At 72.9% G+C, this 22,120-nt stretch carries 18 protein-coding genes and 1 pseudogene; 10 read left to right on the top strand and 9 right to left on the bottom strand.

The window, feature by feature from the left end:
- Positions 1-20: 20 nt before the first annotated feature.
- The 4 genes from ACZ5K7_RS46495 to lnt form a co-directional block, all read right to left on the bottom strand.
- The gene (locus tag ACZ5K7_RS46495) at positions 21-1,988 is read right to left on the bottom strand and encodes a helix-turn-helix domain-containing protein (RefSeq protein ID WP_468924355.1); all 1,968 of its coding nucleotides are present in this window, start codon (positions 1,986-1,988) and stop codon (positions 21-23) included.
- 76 nt (positions 1,989-2,064) lie between these two features.
- Positions 2,065-2,877, bottom strand: coding sequence for a 3-hydroxybutyrate dehydrogenase (locus ACZ5K7_RS46490; RefSeq protein WP_468924352.1), 813 nt, complete (start codon positions 2,875-2,877; stop codon positions 2,065-2,067).
- A 54-nt stretch (positions 2,878-2,931) separates the two neighbouring features.
- Positions 2,932-3,411, bottom strand: coding sequence for an NUDIX hydrolase (locus ACZ5K7_RS46485; protein ID WP_351712853.1), 480 nt, complete (start codon positions 3,409-3,411; stop codon positions 2,932-2,934).
- A 67-nt stretch (positions 3,412-3,478) separates the two neighbouring features.
- Positions 3,479-5,092 (bottom strand): apolipoprotein N-acyltransferase, encoded by a 1,614-nt coding sequence (lnt, locus tag ACZ5K7_RS46480; RefSeq protein ID WP_468924349.1) that lies wholly within the window; start codon positions 5,090-5,092, stop codon positions 3,479-3,481.
- A 184-nt stretch (positions 5,093-5,276) separates the two neighbouring features.
- Here lnt and ACZ5K7_RS46475 point away from each other — a divergent pair, with 184 nt between their 5' ends.
- A complete protein-coding gene (locus ACZ5K7_RS46475; RefSeq protein ID WP_468924346.1) occupies positions 5,277-6,305 on the top strand; it encodes an O-antigen ligase family protein in 1,029 nt (342 codons plus the stop codon).
- A gap of 75 nt (positions 6,306-6,380) precedes the next feature.
- On the opposite strand, the gene ACZ5K7_RS46470 is transcribed toward ACZ5K7_RS46475, so the two are convergent.
- Both ACZ5K7_RS46470 and ACZ5K7_RS46465 read right to left on the bottom strand, forming a co-directional pair.
- Complete coding sequence (locus ACZ5K7_RS46470) at positions 6,381-6,941, bottom strand: hypothetical protein (RefSeq protein WP_351712859.1); 561 nt, start codon at positions 6,939-6,941, stop codon at positions 6,381-6,383.
- Positions 6,942-7,030: 89 nt separating this feature from the next.
- On the bottom strand, positions 7,031-7,822 hold the full coding sequence (locus ACZ5K7_RS46465) for a glutamate racemase (protein ID WP_468924343.1): 792 nt from the start codon (positions 7,820-7,822) through the stop codon (positions 7,031-7,033).
- A gap of 39 nt (positions 7,823-7,861) precedes the next feature.
- Here ACZ5K7_RS46465 and ACZ5K7_RS46460 point away from each other — a divergent pair, with 39 nt between their 5' ends.
- Positions 7,862-9,055, top strand: coding sequence for a glycosyltransferase (locus ACZ5K7_RS46460; protein WP_468924340.1), 1,194 nt, complete (start codon positions 7,862-7,864; stop codon positions 9,053-9,055).
- Positions 9,056-9,070: 15 nt separating this feature from the next.
- On the opposite strand, the gene ACZ5K7_RS46455 is transcribed toward ACZ5K7_RS46460, so the two are convergent.
- Positions 9,071-10,417 carry a TerD family protein gene (locus ACZ5K7_RS46455; RefSeq protein ID WP_468924337.1) on the bottom strand — a complete coding sequence of 449 codons (1,347 nt, stop codon included), beginning with the start codon at positions 10,415-10,417 and terminating at the stop codon, positions 9,071-9,073.
- Between the two features lie 278 nt (positions 10,418-10,695).
- Between ACZ5K7_RS46455 and ACZ5K7_RS46450 the strand changes: the two genes are divergently transcribed.
- The 4 genes from ACZ5K7_RS46450 (at position 10,696) to ACZ5K7_RS46435 (ending at position 15,208) form a co-directional block, all read left to right on the top strand.
- Complete coding sequence (locus ACZ5K7_RS46450) at positions 10,696-11,151, top strand: DUF6643 family protein (RefSeq protein WP_351712867.1); 456 nt, start codon at positions 10,696-10,698, stop codon at positions 11,149-11,151.
- 42 nt (positions 11,152-11,193) lie between these two features.
- Positions 11,194-11,442, top strand: coding sequence for an MOSC N-terminal beta barrel domain-containing protein (locus ACZ5K7_RS46445; protein WP_468924334.1), 249 nt, complete (start codon positions 11,194-11,196; stop codon positions 11,440-11,442).
- A 545-nt stretch (positions 11,443-11,987) separates the two neighbouring features.
- A complete protein-coding gene (locus ACZ5K7_RS46440) occupies positions 11,988-12,593 on the top strand; it encodes an Rv1733c family protein (RefSeq protein ID WP_351712872.1) in 606 nt (201 codons plus the stop codon).
- 176 nt (positions 12,594-12,769) lie between these two features.
- The gene (locus ACZ5K7_RS46435) at positions 12,770-15,208 is read left to right on the top strand and encodes a right-handed parallel beta-helix repeat-containing protein (RefSeq protein WP_468924331.1); all 2,439 of its coding nucleotides are present in this window, start codon (positions 12,770-12,772) and stop codon (positions 15,206-15,208) included.
- Here the strand turns inward: ACZ5K7_RS46435 and ACZ5K7_RS46430 are convergent, their stop codons facing one another.
- Positions 15,209-17,470, bottom strand: coding sequence for a hypothetical protein (locus ACZ5K7_RS46430; RefSeq protein ID WP_468924379.1), 2,262 nt, complete (start codon positions 17,468-17,470; stop codon positions 15,209-15,211).
- Positions 17,471-18,021: 551 nt separating this feature from the next.
- Between ACZ5K7_RS46430 and ACZ5K7_RS46425 the strand changes: the two genes are divergently transcribed.
- Positions 18,022-18,837 (top strand): DeoR/GlpR family DNA-binding transcription regulator, encoded by an 816-nt coding sequence (locus ACZ5K7_RS46425; protein WP_351712876.1) that lies wholly within the window; start codon positions 18,022-18,024, stop codon positions 18,835-18,837.
- Positions 18,838-18,904: 67 nt separating this feature from the next.
- A complete protein-coding gene (locus ACZ5K7_RS46420) occupies positions 18,905-19,363 on the top strand; it encodes an SRPBCC family protein (RefSeq protein WP_468924328.1) in 459 nt (152 codons plus the stop codon).
- A 76-nt stretch (positions 19,364-19,439) separates the two neighbouring features.
- Here the strand turns inward: ACZ5K7_RS46420 and cds1 are convergent, their stop codons facing one another.
- A complete protein-coding gene (gene cds1, locus ACZ5K7_RS46415; protein WP_351712880.1) occupies positions 19,440-20,564 on the bottom strand; it encodes an L-cysteine desulfhydrase Cds1 in 1,125 nt (374 codons plus the stop codon).
- Positions 20,565-20,920: 356 nt separating this feature from the next.
- Here cds1 and ACZ5K7_RS46410 point away from each other — a divergent pair, with 356 nt between their 5' ends.
- Both ACZ5K7_RS46410 and ACZ5K7_RS46405 read left to right on the top strand, forming a co-directional pair.
- A complete protein-coding gene (locus tag ACZ5K7_RS46410) occupies positions 20,921-21,244 on the top strand; it encodes a hypothetical protein (RefSeq protein WP_351712882.1) in 324 nt (107 codons plus the stop codon).
- A gap of 183 nt (positions 21,245-21,427) precedes the next feature.
- Positions 21,428-21,868: pseudogene (locus ACZ5K7_RS46405) on the top strand (ATP-binding protein); the annotation flags it as partial.
- Positions 21,869-22,120 lie beyond the last annotated feature (252 nt).

Here is a 22,120-nt window from a genome sequence, read left to right as displayed (position 1 = left end):
GCGCCGCTGGTCCCCGGGGATCAGCGGTGCTCCGGTGGCGACCCCAACCGGTGCAGGCGCAGTGCCAGTTGGATCTCCAGGACGCGTGCGGGGCTCTGCCAGTCGTCGCCGAGGAGGCGGGCCACCCGCTCCAGCCGCTGGGCCACCGTGTTCACATGGACATGGAGATCGTCCTTCGTACGGGCCGGGCTCATCCCGGAGGCGAAGTACGCGTCGAGGGTGCGCAGCAGTTCCGTGCCGCGTCGTGCGTCGTACGCGACGACCGGGCCGATGGTGCGTTCGACGAATCCGGTGACGTCCCGTTCGCCGGCGAGGAGCAGGCCGAGGAAGCCGAAGTCCTCGGCGGCGGCGCCGTCCCCGCCACGGCCGAGGACGTGGAGCGCGTCGACGCAGCGGCGACCCTCGGCATAGCCGGCGGCCACGCTGTCGGGCCGGGCGGCGAGATCGGTGACGGGCGCGGAGGCGCCGACGGTCACCGGCTGGTGGACGGCGGTGCCGAGCCGGCGGGCGGTGCGCCGGGCCACGTCGGCGGCGGTGTCGCCGGGGTCCAGGGGCAGCAGCAGGACGGTGCCGCCGTCGCGGGCCGCGGCCAGGCCGTGCCGGGTGGTGGCGAGGTGGGAGGCGGCCGACCAGAGCCGGCGACGGGCAGCCGCCTCCTCCTCGGCACTGGCCGCCGGGCCGTCCAGCCGGGCGGCGAGCACGACATGGGTGGCGTCGAGGTCGGCCTGCAACCGGGCGGCACGATCGCGCAGTTGGCGCGGATCGCGGTCGCGTGCGTCGAGTAGGTCGTCCAACAGTTCGCCGCGCACCCGCTGTTCGGCCTCGGCGGCGGAGCGGCGGGCCAGCAGGAGCAGCGAGGTGACCATCGCGGCGCGTTCCAGGGTGCGCTGGTCGACGGGGTCGAGACTGGGGTGGCCGCGCAGCACCAGCGCGCCGAGCAGTTCACCGCCGGCGGCGACCGCGGCGATCCAGTCGTCGCTGTGCCGGACCGCGTGCCCTTCCGTGCGCGAGGTCGCCAGCGAGCGGGAGTCAGCGATGTCGGTGAACTCCACGGTGCCGCCGAGGACTTGGGAGACGGCGGCGGCCACGTCATGGACTCCGCCGCCGCGCAGCACGAGTTCGGCGAGTCGGTCATGGATGTCCGAGGCCCGTTCGATGACCGCGCTGCGGTCCTTGATGATCTCGTTGGCCCGCTCCAGGTCGGCCATGGCCGTACGGGTCTCCGTGAGCAGGTTCGCCCCGTCGATGGCGGCGGCGGCCAGCGCGGCGAAGGAGCCGAGCAGTGCGATCTGCTCCCGTTCGAAGACGCGCGCCCGCCGGTCCGCCGCGAACAGCACGCCGATGACGTGCGGTCCCAGCATGAGCGGCACCCCGAGGATGGCGACCAGTCCCTCGTCGCGCACCCCGGCGTCGATGGGGAGGGTGTGCTGGAAGCGGTCGTCCCTGAAGTAGTCGTCGGTGACGTAGGGCCGCGCGGTCTGTGCGACGAGCCCGCCGAGCCCCTCCCCCATGCCGAGCCGCAGCTGCTGGAAGCGGGCCGCGACGGAGCCCTCGGTGACCCGCATGTAGGTGTCGCCACGGGCCGGGTCGTTGAGGCTCAGGTAGGCGACGTCCGTGCCGAGCAGGGAGCGGGCGCGCTGGACGATCGCCTGGAGCACGGCGTCCACATCGCGCAGTCCCGCCAGGTCGTGCGCGGTCTCGAAGAGCGCGGACAGCTCCGCCTCGCGCCGCCGTCTGCCCTCCAGTTCGGTGCGGACCCGCAGCGCGAGGAGTCTGGCCCGCTCCAGTTCGGCGATCAGCTCGGGCGCCCGGCCTTCGGCACGGGCGACCAGCAGCGGCTGCTCGTAGGCCTCCGCCGAGGCGCCTTTGGCCAGCAGTTCGAGATACGCCGGATCGGCGCCGGAGACCACCTCGGCACCCTCGGCGAGGGCGGCGACCGCTTCTGCCGGGGCCGGCCACCTGGCGGGCTGCACTTGATTGCGCGACATGGTCACAGGATTCCGCATCGTCGCCGTGGTCCGTCGGGCCTGTGGAAAACTCGCGGACCGGTGGCCGTCCGGCCCTTCAGTGGGCTGTCCAGCCGCCGTCGAGCACGAGTGAGGTGCCCGTGACGAAGGACGCCTGGGGACCGCAGAGATAGGCCACGGCCTCGGCGACCTCCTCCGGTTCGACGAGCCGTTTCACCGCGGTGTCCGTCAGGAGTACCTCGGACAGCACCCGTTCCTCGGGGATGCCGTGCGCCCGGGCCTGGTCGGCGAGTTGCTTCTCGACCAGTGGGGTGCGCACATAGCCGGGGTTCACACAGTTGGAGGTCACGCCATGGGGTGCGCCCTCAAGGGCGGCTGTCTTGGAGAGTCCCTCCAGACCGTGTTTGGCTGCCACATAGGCGGACTTGAAGGCGGAGGCGCGCAGTCCATGGACGGAGGACACATTGACGATCCGCCCCCAGCCTTGCCCGTACATATGTGGCAGCGCGCCCCGGATGAGCCGGAACGGGGCCTCCAGCATCACCGTCAGCACGGTGTGGAAGACGTCCGGCGGGAACTCCTCGATGGGGCGCACCAGCTGGATGCCGGCGTTGTTGACGAGGACGTCGGTGCCGGCGGCGGCGCGCTCGGCCGCGTCCAAGTCGGTGAGGTCGAGGACGTACGGCTCGACGCCACCGCTGACCGGGCCGACGACCCGTCCGGCCGCCTCCGTCAGTTCGGCCAGCCCGGCCGCGTCCCGGTCCACGGCTCTCACCTGGGCTCCGGCGACCGCCAGGCGCAGCGCGCAGGCACGGCCGATACCCCCGGCGGCACCGGTGACCAGGGCGGTACGGCCCCGCAGGTCGAGGGCGGGCGGGTGGGGGCCGGGGAGGGCGCTGGGCGAGGTCATGATCCGACCCTAGGCGGCCCTCCCCCGGGACCACATAGGGTCAGCGCACATACTTCAGCTGAAAGCCGTAGCGTCGAACCATGTGGGTGCATCCGACATGGCCTGCTTGATCCGCAACACACCGAACTCGTTCAGCTCCGGTAGGGCGTCCACGTCGAACCAGGCCACCTCCAACGACTCGTCGTCGTTGACACGGGCCTCGCCGCCGACGGCCCGGCAGCGGAAGGTGATGTCCATGTACTGGCAGACGTCACCGTTCGGGTAGGTGACGGGGTTCAGCGCCTGGACCAGGACCACCCGCTCGGCGACGCAGTGCACCGCCGTCTCCTCGAAGACCTCCCGCACGGCGCAGGCCGCGGGCTGCTCCCCGGGATCCGGAATGCCACCGATGACCGACCACTTGCGGGTGTCGGTCCGACGGCCCAGGAGCACTCTGCCCTCGTCGTCGAAGACGATGGCGGTGATCCCGGGCAGCCACAGCAGCTGGTGGCCGGCGGAGGCCCGGATCGCATGGATGAAGTCAGGAGTGGCCATGCGCCGACCCTAACCGCCCGGTTCCCCCGAACCGGGCGAAGCCACGGGGCGTACAGCGGGTGTACGGCTACGCGTCACCGACGCGCCGGGAGCGCAGCCCCGACCCGATCGCCCAGCCGATCCCACCGGCCGCGACCAGCACCAACGCGATCTCGGGCAGGATGCCCAGCCTGGTCGCGGGGGTCTCGGAGGTGCGCAGCGGCACCTTCTGGACCAGGTAGGCGGGCACGAACATGCCGGTCTTCTGGGTGATCTTCCCGTCCGGCATGATGATCGCGCTGACCCCGCTGGTCACCGGCACGGTGACGGTCCGGCTGTGCTCGACGGCGCGGATCCGGGACATGGCGAGCTGCTGGTAGGTCATCTCGCTGCGGTCGAACGTGGCGTTGTTGCTCGGCACGGAGATCATCTCGGCTCCGTGCGTCACGGTGTCCCGCACGTCCCAGTCGAAGGCGGCCTCGTAGCAGGTGGCGAGGCCGACCTTGGTGCCGTCGATGTCGAACACACCGGGTTTGGAGCCCCGGCTGAAGTCCTGCCGGACCATGCTGGTCCAGTTCTTGTTGATGGCGCCGACCAGACCGCGCAGCGGGAGGTACTCGCCGAAGGGCTGGATCTGCCGCTTGTCGTACGTCGCCGTCGGCCCCTTGACCGGGTCCCACAGGATCTGCTCGTTGAGGAGCTTGCCGTCCCGTTCGACGACCCCGCCGACCGAGATGGGCACGCCCACCGCCGTGGCGGCCTCGTCGATCACGGCGGCCGCGTCGGCGTCGGCGAACGGGTCGACGTCGGAGGAGTTCTCCGGCCACAGCACGAAGTCCGGCTTGGCGACCTTGCCCGCCTTGACGTCGGCGGCCAGCTTGAGCGTCTCCTTCACGTGGTAGTCGAGCACGGCCTGCCGCTGGGCGGCGAACTCAAGGCCGGCCCGCGGCACATTGCCCTGGATGACCGCGACGGTGACCGAGCCGTTCTCCGCCTTGTCGCTCACCAGCGTCCGGGCGGCGACCGCGCCCACCACGGGGACGGCCACGCTCAGCAGGGCCGCGGCCGCCGCCCCGCGCCGGATCTCACGCGTGCGGCGCCCCTCGACGGCAAGGCGCACCAGCTCGTACAGACCGAATCCGCACAGGACGACAGCGAAGCCGAGAAGGGGGGTGCCGCCCACCGCGGCGAGCGGCAGGAAGACACCCTCCGCCTGGCCGAAGGCGATCTTGCCCCAGGGGAAGCCGCTGAAGGGCACGCGCGCGCGTACCGCCTCACCGGCGATCCACACGGCGGCCGCCCACACCGGCCAGGCCGGCAGTCTGGACACGGCGGCCACGCCCACCCCGACCAGGGCGACGAAGATCGCCTCGATGGCCACCAGCGCGAGCCACGGCCCGGGGCCGACCTCGACGCCGGTCCACACCAGCAGGGGCAGCAGGAAGCCGAGGCCGAAGAGATAGCCGAGGCCGAGGGCCGCCTTCCAGGTACGGCCGCGCAGCACCCACCCGAATCCGGCGAAGGCGGGCAAGGCCAGCCACCACAGGGTGCGCGGCGGGAAGCTGACGTACAGCAGCACTCCGGTGAGCGCGGAGGCGGTGGCCGGGACCAGACGGCGCAGCAGCCGCAGGCCGCGTTCGCGGGGCGCGAGGGGCGGTGTGAGCTGGTCCGACTGGTCGACGGAAGTTGCGGTGGCGGTCACTCCGGGAGTGTACGGCGGCCGGCTGTGCGGCCGACAGCACGGTCTCGGCATGCAGGAATCACACCGTTCCCGCGCAAGTCGTCCACAAAGTGGGCATCACCGGTTACGGTGAGCCGAGGCGGGCGGCGGGGCCTGCCACAGGTCGGGGGACCGGGTACGGGGGGCGACGGTGGGGTCGACCGGGATGACGTCCGCTGTCGGGACGGACGCGGACAACGACAGACGAAACGTTTCTGACGCGGTGGGTGTCGTGGTGCTCGGGGCGTGCGCCCTATGGCCACTGCTCTCGGCGGCCGGGCGGGACGGACGGCCCGAGGGCGTGCTGCTGGCGGTGCTCGCCGTGGCCGCGGGCTATGCCGCGGGCCGGATGTCGGGGTCGCTGTGGCCGGTGGCGGCGCCCTGTGTCGGCGCGCTGGCCGGGCTGGCCCTGGCGGCGGCGACGCCCGAGGTGGCCGCGGGCCCGCAGTCCACGACACCGCTCGGCCATGCCGGTGCCGTCGCGGCGCTGCTGGTCCTCGCGACGGGTGGCGTGTGCTGTGCCGCCTGGGCGACACCGGTTCCGGCGCTGCGGTTCGGGCTGCGGACGCTGGCCGCCGGGATCGTGGTGACCGGGGCGGCCGTGGGCTCGGCGATGGGGTGCGTGGCCGGTGCCGCCGTGCTGCTGTGCTCCCTGGCCGCCGGCCGGCTGCGTCGTCGGGGCGCGGGCATCGCGGGGCTGGCCCTGGCTGCCGCGCTGGTGACCGGCATGGTCTGGGCGGTCGCCGCGAACGTCCTGCCGGCCGGCCTAGCCACCGCGCTGTCGGGCCCGCTCACCGAGCGCCGCGTCCAGCTGTGGCGGGACGCTCTGCATCTCGCCCGCCGGAACAGCGCCCTGGGCGTCGGCCCCGGGCGGTTCGGCGAGCTGAGCGGCACCGCGTCCGAGGCCCTGCTGCCCGACGGCAAGCCACACTCCGCGCCGCTCCAGCAGGCCGCCGAACAGGGTCTGGTCGGTGTTCTCCTGCTGGCCGCCGCGTTCTGCTGGATCCTCTACGTCCTGTGGCGCTCGGCCCGCTCCACACCGGTCGTACTCACCGCGACCGCGGCGCTCACGGCACTGGCCGCGGTCGCCGCGGTCGGCGACGCGCTGAGTTTCACGGCGGTGTCGGCGGGCGCGGGTCTGCTGGCGGGCCTGGCGACGGCCCGGCCGTGGGTGGCGGGTGTCCCACAGAGCTGAAACCGCCCACAGCCGAAGCCGACGCCCCTGTGTCTCGCACCCATGTGTCCGAGCCACACAGCCCCGTCGGCCACCTCAGTGTGCGGTGCCGGGTGTGATGGTCCGCAGGCGTTCCCTGATGACCCGGACCGCCGACTCGGCGTTGTCCACGGTGATCGTGAAGGTGTGGCCGTCCCACAGGCGCAGGACGATGCCCTCGCCGCGCCGGACGACGACGGCCGTGCCCTTCTCGGGCCGCCAGCGGTAGCCCCAGCCGCCCCAGTGACGCGGGGTGATCTGTGGGCTGAAGTCGGCGCCGACCACCTGGGAGAGCGGGATACGACGCCGTGGTACCCCTATATGGCCGCACCGGACTTCGAGGCACTCCTTGTCGAGCTTCAGGTCGACATGCACGAAGGCGAGGGTGCCGAAGAGGACCAGCAGCCCGGCGGCGATGCAGCCGACGACCGCCATCACCAGTGGGGCGATCCCCGAGGTCCAGGCGGAGTCCACGGCCAGTTCGACGCCGAGCGCCATACAGGCGGCGCCGACCAGTGCCAGCAGCCACTGGACCCGGTTGGTGGCGCGCCCCGTCCAGACATCCGGCTGCGGGGCGTCCTTCTTGTCCAGGGAGCGGTCGTGGGGGTGGTCCCTCATATCTACGAGATTACTCAGGTTTCGCTGCGCGGGTACCGCGTTGCGGAGGGTGACTGCTCAGATCGGCGGTATCCGCGGCCCCGGAGGGCTCACTGGGACGCGGCGGGGCTGGCCGTCCGCAGCAGGCGGGCCTCGGCGTAGCCGAGCGCGGCCTCGGGGAGCTCGCCCTCGCGGCCGTTGAGCAGCACCGTCACCGTGCCGGTGGCGGGTGCGTCGGGGGCGGGCTGCGCACCGATCCGGCGCAGCGCCTGGGCGGCCACCGCTCCGGCGGAGCCGTGCAGGACGACAGGCGCGGCTCCGGGGGGCTGCACGGCGGCGCGGATACGTTCCGCCAGAAGTTCGTAATGGGTGCAGCCCAGGACGACGGTCCTTACATCGTCGGGCGTGAGCTCGGCCGCCGCGCTCACGGCGGCGTCGACGGCTGCCTGGTCGGCGTGCTCCACGGCCTCGGCCAGTCCCCAGCAGGGCACTTCGGTGACCGGCACGCCGCCGGCGAACGACTCGATCAGGCCCCGCTGATAGGGGCTGCCGGTGGTCGCGGGAGTCGCCCAGATCGCGATCGGGCCGCCGGCCGCCACGGCCGGCTTGATCGCCGGGACGGTGCCGATGACGGGGATGCCGGGTTCCAGGCGGGCGCGCAGTGCGGGCAGGGAGTGCACGGTCGCCGTGTTGCATCCGACGATCAGTGCGTCGGGACGGCGGGCGACCGCGGCCTCGGCGACCGCCAGGGCGCGCTCGGTGATGCCCTCGGGGGTGCGTGGCCCCCAGGGCATGCCCTCGGGGTCGAAGGAGAGGACGAGATCCGCGTCGGGGCGCAGCCGCCGTACCGCTGCGGTGGCCGCCAGCAGGCCGATTCCGGAGTCGATGAGCGCGATCTTCACCCGGCCACGATAGACGATGGGCCGTTGGGGGCAGGTCCCATGGGGCAGACTGCGCGGGTGAGCGCCATCGTGTGGACCGCCGCCGTATCCCTCGCCGCCTGGTTGTGGCTGCTGCTCTGCCAGGGCTTCTTCTGGCGCACCGACGTCCGGCTGCCGCCCCGGCACGATCCCGGGGAGTGGCCGGATGTGTGCGTGGTCGTCCCGGCCCGGGACGAGGCGGCCGTGCTGCCCCTGAGTCTGCCGTCGCTGCTGGCGCAGGACTATCCGGGGCGGGCGGAGGTGTTCCTGGTCGACGACGGCAGTACGGACGGCACCGGGGAGCTGGCCCGGGAGCTGGCCGCGCGGCATGGGGGGCTGCCGCTGACCGTGACCTCGCCGGGCGAGCCGCCGGCGGGCTGGACGGGCAAGCTGTGGGCGGTACGGCACGGCATGTCTCTGGCACGCGCGCGTGGCCCCGAGTATCTGCTGCTGACGGACGCGGACATCGCCCACGAGCCGGACAGCCTGCGGCTGCTGGTGGCGGCCGCGCGTACCGGGGGCTTCGACGTGGTCTCGCAGATGGCGCGGCTGCGGGTGGCGAGCCTGTGGGAGCGGCTCGTGGTCCCCGCGTTCGTCTACTTCTTCGCCCAGCTGTACCCGTTCCGCCGGATCGGCCGGAAGGGGTCGCGTACGGCGGCAGCGGCCGGGGGCTGTGTGCTGCTCCGCGCCGACACGGCGGAGCAGGCACGCATCCCGGACGCGATCCGGCACGCGGTGATCGACGACGTGGCGCTCGCCCGCGCGGTGAAGGGGTCCGGCGGGCACGTCTGGCTGGGGCTGGCGGACCGGGTGGACAGCGTGCGGCCGTATCCCCGGCTGCACGACCTGTGGCGCATGGTCTCCCGCAGTGCGTACGCGCAGCTGCGGCACAACCCGCTGCTGCTGCTCGGTACGGTCGCCGGTCTCGCGCTGGTCTACCTGGTGCCCCCGGCGACGGTGCTGGCGGGCGCGGTCACCGGCAGCCTGGCGGCGGCGCTCGTCGGGGCCGCGGCCTGGCTGGTGATGACCGCGACGTACCTGCCGATGCTCCGCTACTACCGGCAGCCGCTGTGGCTCGCCCCCCTGCTGCCGTTCACCGCGTTCCTCTATCTCCTGATGACGGTCGACTCGGCGGTGCAGCACTACCGCGGGCGTGGGGCGGCCTGGAAGGGCCGTACGTACGCGCGTCCCGACACCGTGGCCGACGAGGGCTGACCTCCGTCCGCGCTGTCACTTGCGGCCGGGCGTCCAGTTCATGCCCCAGCCGTAGGCGCGGTCGACGGTCCGCTGCGGGCTCACCCCGCGCTCCGGGACCAGATAGCGCGCCTCACGCTGCACGACCAGGTCGCCGCCGGTGTTGGTGAGCAGGGCGAGCGCGCACACGGTCGAGGGGACCGTGCACTCGTCCAGGGAGAAGTCGATCGGGGCGCCGTGCTGGGGCTGGAGGGTGACGGTGGCGTGCAGGTCGGCGAAGGACCTGGCGCCCTGGTAGATGGTCACGAAGATCAGGATGCGCCGGAAGTCCTGTTTGTGGTCGAGGTTGACGGTGAGGTTCTCGCCGCTCGCCACGGCACCCGTACGGTCGTCGCCGTCGAGATGGATGTACGGCGGCCTACCGAGCGAGCCGAAGGCGTTGCCCAGCGCCTGGACGACGCCCTTGCGGCCGTCGGCGAGTTCGTACAGGGCGCACAGGTCGAGATCGAGGTCGGACCCGCCGCGCCGACCGCCCCAGCCCGGAGACTCCTTGCGGACCTGCCAGTTGAGGTTGACGCGCATCGTGCCCGAGGTGCCGCCCTGTTTGGCCAGGGAGACGGAGGGTGCCGCCTTGGTGAGCGTCACCTTGGACAGGCGCACCGGCGCGGCCGGCGGGGGCGGCGGGACGGGCAGGCCGCCGGTGGTCGGCGCCGGGGGCTGCGGGAAGGGGAGGCCGCCGGGCGGCGGGGGCGTCGGGGCCGGTGCCTGCGGAGCGGCGAGGGGCGTGGTCACTGTGGGCGTGACCGGCGGGGCGGAGCGGGGCGATGCCGGCGGTACCGGATGCTGCGGCTCCTCCACCGTGATCCCGAAGTCGGTGGCGAGTCCTTCGAGTCCGCTGCTGTAGCCCTGCCCCACGGCACGGAATTTCCAGCCGCCCTGGCGCCGGTACAACTCCCCCAGGACGAAAGCGGTTTCCACCGTGGCGCCGTTACTGTCGAACCGGGCGAGCTCATTCCCGTCCGCCGCGTCGCGGACCTCGATGTAGAGACCGGGGACCTGGCCGAACGTGCCGCCGTCGGCGGAGGCCGCCAGGACGATCTTCTCGATCGGGGCCTCCACGCGCGCGAGGTCGACGAAAAGAGTGTCCGTGACCTGGTCGCCGGAGTGCCGTTTGCCCTCGTGGCGGACCGCGCCGGAGGCGTGCGCGGGCTGGTTGTAGAAGACGAAGTCGCCGTCGGAACGCACTTTTCCGGCGACCAGCAGCAGCGCCGAGGCGTCCGCGTCGGGGACACCGGGGCCGGAGCGCCAGCCCAATTCGACACGCAGCGCCGTGGTCGGCACCGGTGTATTGGATCCTTTCGGCATTGTCATGTCCGCCCCCATCGCGTGTCGGCATGCCGGGCACGCCCGGCGGTCCCAGATCATCCCTACCCGCACAACCTATTCCCGGGGACAGGGAAGTCCCATCAGCGGCACAGGAAGATCCCTGTCCAACCGCCGGTAACCAGCGCGGAACTCGGCCTTTACACGATCAGAACGTTGATTGCCGTCCTTTTTTGCCGAGTTCGCTCGGATTGGGGATCCGGCGTCACTGCCGACACGGAAAACAACCCTCTTATCGGTCTCCCCAACCAGCACATCGTGGGCTTAACTTATGTGCCATGACCTCCCCCCGCTCCACCTATGGCGGCGGCTACTACTCCGCCTCCTTCCCGGACACTCCGATCTACGACTCCCTCGTGGCCGAGCGGGGCACCCCGCAGATCGCCCCGATCCGGGTCCCTCCCGCCTACGACGCGCCCAGCAGCCTGAACCTGCCCGCGCTCCCGTCGGCGCTGCCCGCCCTCCCGGCGGGCCCCTCCCAGCCGGCCCCCGGCTACGGGTACCCGCAGATGCAGCAGCCCGCTCCGCTGCAGCAGGCGCCCACGGCGTACATCCCCCAGCAGGCGACGGCACCGCGCGGCTACCCGGGCCAGCAGCAGCCGCAGCCGCCGCGCCCGATGATGGGCGGCACCGGGTACGAGGCGATGCGCCCGGCGGCTCCGCGCCCCGCGCCGACGGCTCCGTACCAGGACCCGTACAACAACCAGCAACAGCAGCAGTACCGCGGCTACTGATCGGCACCCCCTGATGTCGGTACCGCCCGGCACGGTGGCGTCATGGGGATCGCCGAACCGCGCTCGACGCATGTTCACCCGGTCAGGACGCTCCGGGGCCTCTCGCCCCGGCAGACCGTCGTGGAGCCCTGGGGGCCGGCCGGTGACCGCCGCCGGGCTCTGATCGACGACGGGGGAAAGGTCGTCACCCGGCGCGCACAGCCGCGTCTTGCATCGGCCGCCGCCGAGTTGCTGTCCGGTGGCGGCGTCCGCCTGCCCGCGCCCGGGCAGGCCCCGCCGGAGGTCCCATAGCCGGTGGCCGTGGTGTCGGCGGGCGTCCATGGCACACAGGTCCATGGCACACAGGAGGAGGCGGTTCCCCCGGTCCGGGCCACGCACGCGTGGTGCGACGACCAGCTGGGAACCGACACCCGCCACGTCCGCACAGGTCCGGGACGTCCACGTCGTCCGGCGTGCCGAGGACGAGCCCGACCTCCTCTTCCACCACGCCGCCCGATCGGCCCGGCCCACGCGCCGCCGGGCGAGACCGTATGCCTCTCCGACGGCCGCCCCCTGCTGATCACCGCGCAGGCTCCGCTCGACGCCCGCGACTCCTTCATGGCGCGGGACGATCACGCCGACGCGGGCCCGCTCCCCGTCAACCTTCCCGGAGCCGGCTCCGACTTCGACTCGAGTGATCTACGCCCTCGCGGGAACCCAAGGCAGCGGCCCGGTCGTTGAGGTCATGAGAAGTTCCTGAGAGCCCCGGCCGGGGTGATTTCGCTCTCTCTTCGGCCGGGCTCGCGGGTGAACGGCTCGGGCGGGGGTTATCACGGAGCGGAAGGGGGTGGTGGACGGTGCGAGCGATCCGCGGCCTGTGGCGCTGGCGGCGCAATCCGCTGCGCCGCGCGACCGACCTGGTCGAAGCCTGGGTGGCCCTGGTGGCACTGCTGTTGATCGTGGTGGCCGCGCCTTTGCTCGGCTCGCTCGTCGGCGCCGCCGCCCAGGACACCCTCCAGCGGTCCGTCCGGCAGCAGCACCACGACCGGCATCTGGTCACCGCCACCGTCGTACGGAAGCTGAGCGGCTCCCTGGTCGAGCCCGACCCGGACGCCACCAGCGCCCACGACACCCGCAGTCGCGTTCTCGCCGACTGGACCGCACCGGACGGCACCCGGCAGCACGGCGCGGCCCTGACGGTCCTCAAGTCCCCGCACAAGGGCGACCACTTCGGCATCTGGACGGACGGACACGGCCTGCTGACGGCCCGCCCGCTGGACTCCGCCACCGCGACGACCCACGCCGTGCTGGCCGGGTTCGGCGCGACCCTGATCACCGCGGGTCTGGTCGAGAGCGCCAGACGGATGATCGTCTGGCGTATGGTCCGTCGCAGATACGCACGTTGGGACCAGGCCTGGGACCGGGCGGGCCCGGACTGGGGCAAGGCCGGCACCGGCAGCTGAGGGCCTTTGTCTCTCTGGTCAATGCACCACCTCGGTGCACGCTACGGTGGACCGGCCGAAGCGTATTCGGTATCGACCCGCGCGCGAGCGGACCGCAGGGGCCGGACATCCTCCGAGGTGGCCGGCCCGAAGGCGAGCAAGCGATCTGTACGACGAGGTGGGGGCTCAGCAACGCCATGGCACAGGGCACGGTCCAGGTGACGCACACCGGCACATCGAGGTGGCGGCGCCGCACGGGTGAGTACGCGTCGCTCGCCGCCGCCCTGGAGGCCGCCGCCGACGGCGACGTCCTGACGGTCGCGCCCGGCACCTACCGGGAGAACCTCGTCGTCCAGCGCGCGGTGACGCTGCGCGGCCCGGAGGGCTCGCCCGGCTCGGTGCGCATCGCGCCCGCGGACGGGGTGCCGCTGACGGTGCGGGCCTCGGCGGTCGTACAGGACCTGCACGTGGAGGGCCAGGACGCGGCCGCGCCCGCGCTGCTCGTCGAGGAGGGCACTCCCGAGCTGCTGGACGTGCGGATCGTCACCCGCTCCGCGGCCGGCATCGAGGTGCGCGGCGGGGCCCGGCCGACCGTGCGGCGCTGCACCGTGGACAACCCGGCCGGCATCGGCATCGCCGTACTCGACGGCGGCGGTGGGGTGTTCGAGGAGTGCGAGGTCGTGGCGGCCGGTCAGGCGGGCGTGGCGGTGCGCGGCGGCGCCCACCCGCGGCTGGAGCGCTGCCGGATCCACCACGCCTCGGGCACGGGGGTGACGGCGACCGGCGAGAACTCCGCGCTGGAGGCCGTGGGTTGCGAGATCTACGAGGTGCGCGGCTCCGGCGTGCAGGTCACCGCGCGGGCCACGGCGCACCTCACCGACTGCGACGTGCACCGCACCACCGCCGACGGCGTGACGCTCGACACCGACGCGGTGCTCACCCTCGCCGACTGCCGCATCCACGACATCCCGGAGAACGCGGTCGACCTGCGTTCGCGCTCGGTGCTGACGCTGACGCGGACGACCGTGCGCCAGTTCGGGCGCAATGGGCTGTCGGTGTGGGACCCGGGCACGCGCGTGGACGCCAACCAGTGCGAGATCTTCGACAGCACGGGCGACTACCCGGCGGTGTGGGTGAGCGACGGCGCCACCGCCGTTCTGGACTCCTGCCGGGTGCACGACGTGCCGGACGCGCTGTTCGTGCTGGACCGCGGCTCCCGCGCGGACGTCGTCGACAGCGACCTCTCCCAGGTGCGCAACACGGCGGTGTCGGTGAGTGACGGGGCGACCGCACAGCTGGACGACTGCCGGATCCGGGACGCGGCCACCGGCGCCTGGTTCCGCGACCACGGCAGCGGCGGCACCCTCAACAACTGCACGGTGGACGGCACCCAGACCGGAGTGATCGTCACCAAGGGCGCCGACCCCACCATCGAGCGCTGCACGGTGGACTCCCCGGCCGAGGCCGGCTTCTACGTGTCGGCGGGCGGCCGCGGCACCTTCCAGAACTGCCGGGTCACCGGCAGCGCCGGCTACGGGTTCCATGTGATCGACGGCTGCCGTACGACACTGCGCAAGTGCCGTACGGAACGGTGCGCGCGCGGGGGTTACGAGTTCGCGGACGGTGGCCCGGACGCGGGCTCGGGCACCGGCCCGGTGGTGGAGGACTGCACCAGCGACGAGAGCGGCAGCCTGCGGCCGCCCGCGGCGCACGAGACGGCCGTACAGACCTCGTACCAGTCCCCCGGCCTGCTGGGCGCGATCCCCGGCCAGCGCAGCACCGAGCAGGAACCGCTCCTCACCCCGGCCGCGCCCGAGGAGCCGGCCCGCACCTCCCAGGCCGTGCTCGGTGAACTCGACGCGCTGGTCGGCCTGGAGAGCGTCAAGCGCGAGGTCCGTGCGCTGACCGACATGATCGAGGTCGGCCGGCGCCGCCAGCAGGCCGGTCTGAAGGCCGCCTCGGTCAAGCGGCATCTGGTGTTCACCGGCTCCCCCGGCACCGGCAAGACGACGGTCGCCCGGCTCTACGGCGAGATCCTCGCCTCCCTCGGGGTGCTGGAGAAGGGCCATCTGGTCGAGGTGTCCCGGGTCGACCTGGTCGGCGAGCACATCGGCTCCACGGCGATCCGCACCCAGGAGGCCTTCCAACGGGCGCACGGCGGCGTGCTGTTCATCGACGAGGCGTACGCGCTGTCGCCGGAGGACGCCGGGCGGGACTTCGGCAAGGAGGCCATCGACACGCTGGTGAAGCTGATGGAAGACCACCGGGACGCCGTGGTGGTGATCGTCGCGGGTTACACGGAGGAGATGGAGCGCTTCCTTTCGATCAACCCCGGGGTCGCGTCACGGTTCTCCCGGACCATCACCTTCAGCGACTACGGCCCGGACGAACTGCTGCGGATCGTGGAGCAGCAGGCCGACGAGCACGAGTACCGGCTGGCGCCGGGCGCCTTCGAGGCGCTGCGGACGTACTTCACGGTGCTCCCCAAGGGCCCCGCGTTCGGCAACGGCCGCACCGCCCGGCAGACCTTCGAGGCCATGGTCGAGCGGCACGCGAGCCGGGTCGCCCAGCTCGCCGACCCGAGCACCGACGACCTCACCCTGCTGTACGCGGAGGACCTCCCCGAACTCGCCTGATCAGCCACCCGGTTGCGGGCGCTGCCCGGGGAGTTCCGGGCGCAGTCGCGCCAGCAGTCGTTCCCGTTCCTCGGCGAAGACCGGGTCCGCCTGGTAGTCGGAGTGGCCCAGGATCGGGGCCGGGAGCGGGTGCCCCGGGGTGCGTCCGTAGGCGAGGGGGTCCTTCAGGGGGGTGTGGTCGACCGCCGGGCCGCCGTCGCCGTCGCCGTCGGCGGGGATCCGGACGGGGCCGCCGATGGGGTCGGTGAGGCGGTAGAGGTTGCGCCAGCAGGCGACCTCGCGGTGCAGGAAGCCGAGTTCGGCCGGCCCGAAGTGGGCGGGGAACCAGCGGCCGTACAGGCGCTCCAGCGGGGAGCCGTACGTCAGCAGGGCGACGCGCTTGCGGACCGACGGGGTCAGCTGCCAGGCGGCCGCGGCGGCGAGGACGCTGCCCTGGGAGTGGCCGGAGATGACCAGCCGGCCGCCGGTGCTGCGGGTCCAGGTGTCCATGCGCCAGGTCAGGTCGGGCACCGCGCGCTCGGCGTAGCAGGGCGGGGCGAAGGGGTGGGCGGCGCGCGGCCAGAAGGTGCCGACGTCCCAGAGGATGCCGATGGTGCGCCGGGCCGAGGCGTCCTTGTAGGCGCGCCGGCCCCAGGTGACGAAGAGTATGAAGCCGAGCCCGACCAGCCACGAGCCGAGCGCCTGGGAGGCCTGGGCCGCGCCGTGCACCAGGGCGTAGGTCCGGTCGGCGGCCGCGTCCGGTGTCTTCCCGGTGGTGAGCGCGCCCACCAGCGCCCCTGCGCCCAGCACCAGCGTGGCCGCGCAGAGCACGGCGACGACGAGCGGCGTCCGGTCGGTGAGGGCGGCCATGGCACGGACCCCGGCGATACGGCGGGTGCGTGCCGTGTCCTCCGGTTCCCCGGCGTGGTCGAGGCCGACGGCGGCGCGTTCGGCGTGGCCGAGCCGCGAGGTGCGCCAGGAGAGCCAGGCGACCGCGGCGAGCAGTACCACGAGGACGGGTGGGATCACCGAGGCCTGCCAGGTCAGCAGGACCGGCGGCCCGGCGAGGGAGGTTCCGGTGCCGTCCAGCCAGTCGGAGACCCGCTGGGCGACCCCGCCCGAGATCACCCCGCCCAGCGCGCAGGCGAGCAGCGCGACGGCCGGCCCGCCGAGACCGCGCATCGCGGCGCGCGGATCGGGGAGCCGGCGGTGCAGGTCGTGGGCGACGGCCCCGAGGACGATCACCAGCACGCCCTGGGCCAGGACCAGGCCGCCGAAGGCCGGGTCCCCGGCGAGCCGCCCCACGGAGCGCCATCCCGGCCGGGACCAGCCGGCGTACAGCGCGCCGAGGACCAGCAGGGCGAGCGCGCCGAGCGGCAGGCCGCGTACCAGACGCCGGTCGAGCTCCTGGTCGAGGAGGTTCTCGCTGCGGCCCCGGCGGCAGACCACCCACACCGCGGCGACCGCCAGGGCTGCCAGTGCGGCGAGCAGAAGCCATCCGGTGGCGTCGAGTACGGCGGGCCCGCCGGCCCGGCGGTCGAAGGCGGCCGCCGGTGCGAGGACCCCGGCGGCGACCGTGAGCAGCCCCGCCGCGGTGTGGGCGGCACGCAGCCGGGCCACCAGCCGGCGTCCGTACCAGAAGCCGGGGCTGCCGAGGGAGGTGTGCCCGGGCTCGGCGTCGTGGACCAGCGGCCGGGTGGACTCGTAGGCGCTCCAGGTGCGGTGCGAGAGGTACCAGAGCAGGCCGGTCAGCGCGGTGGGCACCAGGGCGGCCAGGGCGAGCCGGCGGCCGGGGGCGCTCCACCAACCGCCGTCGGAGCCGGCCGGTGAGAGGAAACCGAGCCAGGAGTGCCGGCCGGCGCAGGCGGCGGTGCCCGCGCACTGCCAGGCGGCCAGGTCCAGGGCGACCTCGCAGGCGGCGGCGACCAGCAGCACCGTCAGGGTGAGCCCGGCGAGCCGGACCAGCAGGCCGTAGAAGCGGACGGTGCGCGGCCGGTCCTGGGCGGCGGGGCGCATCCAGTGGGCGAGGTTGACGACCATGAACGGCAGGAGCAGCAGCCACAGGGCGCGGGAGGCGTTGCCCGAGGTGAGGTTGCACCAGACGTACGCCTCGGGCACCGGACGGTCGCGGTAGTCGCCGGGCCGGGACTCCGCGCCGACGTCCTCGGCGCGCCGGAAGACGGCGGCCGTGTCGTCGCCCGTGATCCGCACCGTGCGCGGATCACCGAGCATCTTCTCGGGCGTGCTGCCGCCGACACCGTGCACCAGCAGTTCCAGGTCGATCTCCGGTACGGCGGACCGCTCGACGGAGTCGGTCTCCCCGCCGGTGCGCCGCTGGACGGAACGGCCCTGCTCGGCCGTCGGCCGCCCGGCCGGACCGGCCGTCCGCACCACGAGCCGCCCGCCCGGTTCGGACGTCTCGGCCACGTGCCGCTCGGCCGGTTCGGTCCGCGGGGCACCGGGCGGCTGGGCGGGTGCGGTCTCCGTCGCCGCCGGCCGCTCCGCGAGGTCGCCGGCGGTACGTTCCTGCGCGCGTTCCACTCTTCTCGCACTTCCCCCGTGACGCGCCGATGGTCTGTGTCCGTGCGGGTCCCAGGATCTCCGATTCCGGTGTGACGTACACCACTCGCCACGGAATCTCCCCGTTGTGTGTGACGCCCGGTGGAACACGTGGTGACCGAATGACATGTGCGCACCGACACAGGGAGTGGCGCAACCGGCGTGGTCCCGTGAAAGGATGAGGCGCTCACGCACCGGAGCCGGGCGGAATGTCCTGGTCGGAGCCGGTACGCAGGGCGTGTCGGGCGGCTTGAGGCGAGAGGACCGGAGCGTACGTGAGCGAGAACCAGAACCTCCTCGCGGAGCAGCGCCGCGCCCTGATCCTGGACGAGGTCCGGCGCCGGGGTGGCGTTCGCGTCAACGAACTGACCCGCAAGCTCGGCGTGTCGGACATGACCGTACGCCGGGACCTGGACGCGCTGGCCCGGCAGGGCGTGTTGGAGAAGGTGCACGGCGGTGCGGTGCCGGTGGTCGAGGCGAGCACGCACGAGCCGGGGTTCGAGGCCAAGTCGGGACTGGAGCTGACCGCCAAGGAGGACATCGCCCGGGCCGCCGCCGAACTGGTCGTGCCGGGTACGGCGATCGCCCTGTCCGGCGGTACGACGACGTACGCGCTGGCCCATCAGCTCCTGGAGGTCCCCGACCTGACCGTGGTGACGAACTCGGTGCGGGTCGCGGACGTCTTCCACGCGGCGCAGCGGGTCTCCGGGCAGCGGCAGGGCGCGGCGACCGTCGTCCTGACCGGCGGGGTGCGCACCCCGTCCGACTCGCTGGTCGGCCCGGTGGCGGACCAGGCGATCGGGGCGCTCCACTTCGACCTGCTGTTCCTCGGCGTGCACGGCATATCGGTGGAGGCCGGCCTGTCCACGCCGAACCTCGCGGAGGCGGAGACCAACCGCCGGCTGGTGCAGTCGGCCCGGCGGGTCGTGGTGGTCGCCGACCACACCAAGTGGGGCACGGTGGGCCTGAGTTCGTTCGCCAAGCTGGAGCAGGTCGACACACTGGTCACGGACGCCGGGCTGCCGGCCGCGGCGCGTGCGGAGATCTCCGAACACCTGCGCCGCCTGGTGGTGGCGGGCGAAACCGACTGAGGGTGCAGACAGCTGACGGGCCGTCAGCTACCTTTTCGGGACACCGTCTCACGAGGAGGTCGGCCCGTTGGCTCACCAACTGCGCCCGGTGGGACTCGACTTCGTCGAGACCGCACCCGTACGGCTCGTGTTCGGGCGGGAGATGACGGCGGCGCCGGAGACGGTCTTCCGGGCCCTGGCGGAGGACGTGCCGGGCTGGTCGCAGTGGATGACGGGGGTGAAGTCGGCTCGCCCGACGGAGCACGGCCGGGAAGTGCGGCTCCAGGGCGGTGTCCGCTTCGAGGAGACGGTGATCGCGTCGATGTCGCCCGAGGTGTACGCCTACCGCGTGGACACGGCGAACGTACCGGGCGCGGGAGCCTGGCTGGAGGAGTGGCACCTCACCCCCTACGGCACCGGCACCCGGGTACGGATGACGTTCGCCCTGGACGGTACGGCGCTGTTCCGTGCGGTGTGCCGCCTGGCGGCACCGGGCATGGGCCGGGCGATCCGCGAGGGGCTACGGGCCTTGGACGCCGGACTGTGAACGCCGTCGGCCGCAGCACCCCTTCAGGGACGCGTGGAACCGCGCGGCCGGCCACGGGCGACCCGCACCCGCGAACCTAGTCCGGCCAGACCCCAGTGGCCAGCAGAGCCTCGATCGCGGCCGTGCAGGGAGCGATGTCCAGCCCCTGCTCCTCCAGCCAGGAATCCGAGTAGTACTTGTCGAGATACCGGTCCCCCGGATCGCACAGCAGCGTCACCACGCTCCCCGTGCGCCCCGCCGCCACCATCTCGGACACGATCTTCAGCGCACTCCACAGCCCGGTCCCGGTGGAACCGCCCGCCTTCCGCCCGATCGCCCGCTCCAGCGCCCGCACCGCAGCCACGCTCGCCGCGTCCGGCACCTTCATCATCCGGTCGATGGCCCCGGGCACGAAACTGGGCTCCATCCGCGGCCGGCCGATGCCCTCGATCCGGGACCCGCAGTCGCAGGTGACGTCCGGATCGCCGGTGGTCCAGCCCTCGAAGAAGCAGGAGTTCTCGGGGTCGGCGACACAGATCCGGGTATCGCGCTGGGTGTAGTGGACATAGCGCGCGAGGGTCGCGGACGTACCGCCGGTCCCCGCCGTGGCGACGATCCACGCCGGCTCCGGGAACCGCTCCAACTCCAGCTGGCGGAAGATGGATTCGGCGATGTTGTTGTTGCCGCGCCAGTCCGTGGCCCGTTCGGCGTAGGTGAACTGGTCCATGTAGTGGCCGCCGGTCTCCACCGCGAGGCGCGCGGACTCCTCGTACATCTTCCGGGGGTCGTCCACGAAGTGGCACCGCCCGCCGTGGAATTCGATGAGCCGGCACTTCTCGGAGCTGGTGGTACGCGGCATGACGGCGACGAAGGGCACGCCGATCAGCTTGGCGAAGTACGCCTCGGAGACCGCCGTCGAGCCGCTGGACGCCTCGATCACGGGACGGCCCGGCCGGATCCAGCCATTGCACAGACCGTAGAGGAAGAGCGAGCGGGCCAGCCGGTGCTTGAGGCTTCCTGTGGGGTGGGTCGACTCGTCCTTGAGGTAGAGGTCGATGCCCCACGCCTCGGGCAGCGGGAAGCGCAGCAGATGGGTGTCAGCCGAGCGGCGGGCATCCGCCTGGACCTTCCCGACGGCTTCTTTGAGCCAGTCGCGGTACCCGGTGTCGCTGTGGTCGACGTCGAGGGTGGCGCCGGTGCGGATCTGCGGGGTGGTGCTCACGGCGGGCTCCTTACACGGGGCGCCGACAGCGTCCGAGCGCGGCCGGCACACCGATCATAAACACCTTTCACACAGCTTCTCACCTGCATAAACGCATCTTTGAGCGCCTCAAAGGCCCCCTGTGGAACGGTGGCTCGAATCCTTCGGGGGCGCATTGCCGCGAGTGCTCCGGGCGCCCCCCGCCCGGCGGCCCGTGCGTACTGGTGCTCCTCGTCGAGGGCGGGCAGACTGCCACCGGACGGGACGAACGTCCCGAACGGGGGCGCACACTGGAGCACGACGCGAGCCGGAGCGCGCCGGCCGGGGCCACAAGCTTGCGGGCCGGTGACCTAGGTACTCGAAAAGGGGCGGGCAGGATGGCGGAGCCGGAGTTCACGGCCAAGGGCGTGCGGATCGACAAGCGGCTGCGTTCGCTCACCCGGGCCGGGCAGGTCCGGATAAGCGACGGCAGGCTGCAGCTGCTGACCAGCTACGGCAGCGAGATCGACAGCGCGCCCGTGCAGGCGGTACGGGCCTCGAAGCCATGGTTCGCGTCGGATGACCGGGCCCTGGCCGACCTGAACGGCCAGCGCTACTCCCTCACCCTGGGCGACCACGATCCGGCGCCGGGCGAGCCCGGGCCGCCCGCGGCGCGCCGCTTCATCGAGGCGGTACGGCGGGCCGCCGGGCGTGACCGCTGAACCACGGCGAGTTGCGGGACCGTACGCACTGGGTCACGCTTGTCTCACGTCACTCTGGGTTTACCGGCGATAACGCTGCGAACCAGCCCGCCGGCCACGACAGCAGGCGGCCCCATGGACGGCGGCGCCCTGCTGGATCCGTTCTCCGTGTTCTTCCGGACCTCACGTCGGGGAGTCGCAGTCGTGATCGAACACCCAAGCAGGCACTGCTCGGTGGAGCTTCAAGCCCTGCCCGCGCGGATCGGCCAGATCCGCAGAATCGTATCTGCACAGTTGCGCTACTGGCATCTGGACCCGTTGATCGACCGGGCCGCGCTCGGTGTGACGGAGTTGCTGACCAACGTCCACCGGCACGCCCAGCCCGACAAGAACTGCACCGTGGAGATCGAGCTCCAGCTCGACCGGCTCACGGTGTCGGTCCGTGACCACGATCCCCGTCTGCCGGTGGTCGAGGACGGGACGGACGTCGCGCCGATGGCCACCTGCGGCCGGGGCCTGGCGATGGTGGCCGCGGTCAGCGAGAGCTGGGGGGTACGGCCGCACGACGACGGCAAGGTCGTGTGGTTCACCCTGCCCGCGCCGACCGCCATGCCGAAGGCCGCCCGCCCGCAGCGCCGTACGGCCGAGCCGGCGACCCGGCATGTCGTCGCGGCGGGGCCGGCGGCCACCGGTGCGCCCGCCGGCGGGCATGCGACCGCCGGCGCCTCCGCCACCGAACAGGTCGGCGTCAGTGCCTCCGCTGCCGCACTCGTGACCGCCGGCGCCTCCGCCCCCGCACAGGCCGGGGTCAGTGCCTCCGCTGCCGGGCTCATGCCCGCCGGGGCCGCCGCCGTCGTACCCGCGACCGCCGGCGCCTCCGCGGCCGTACCCGCGACC

The organism is Streptomyces sp. NPDC031497 (assembly GCF_055580905.1).
The sequence above is the reverse complement of the archived record's forward strand: the minus strand, read 5'-3'. Positions and strand labels throughout refer to the sequence as shown.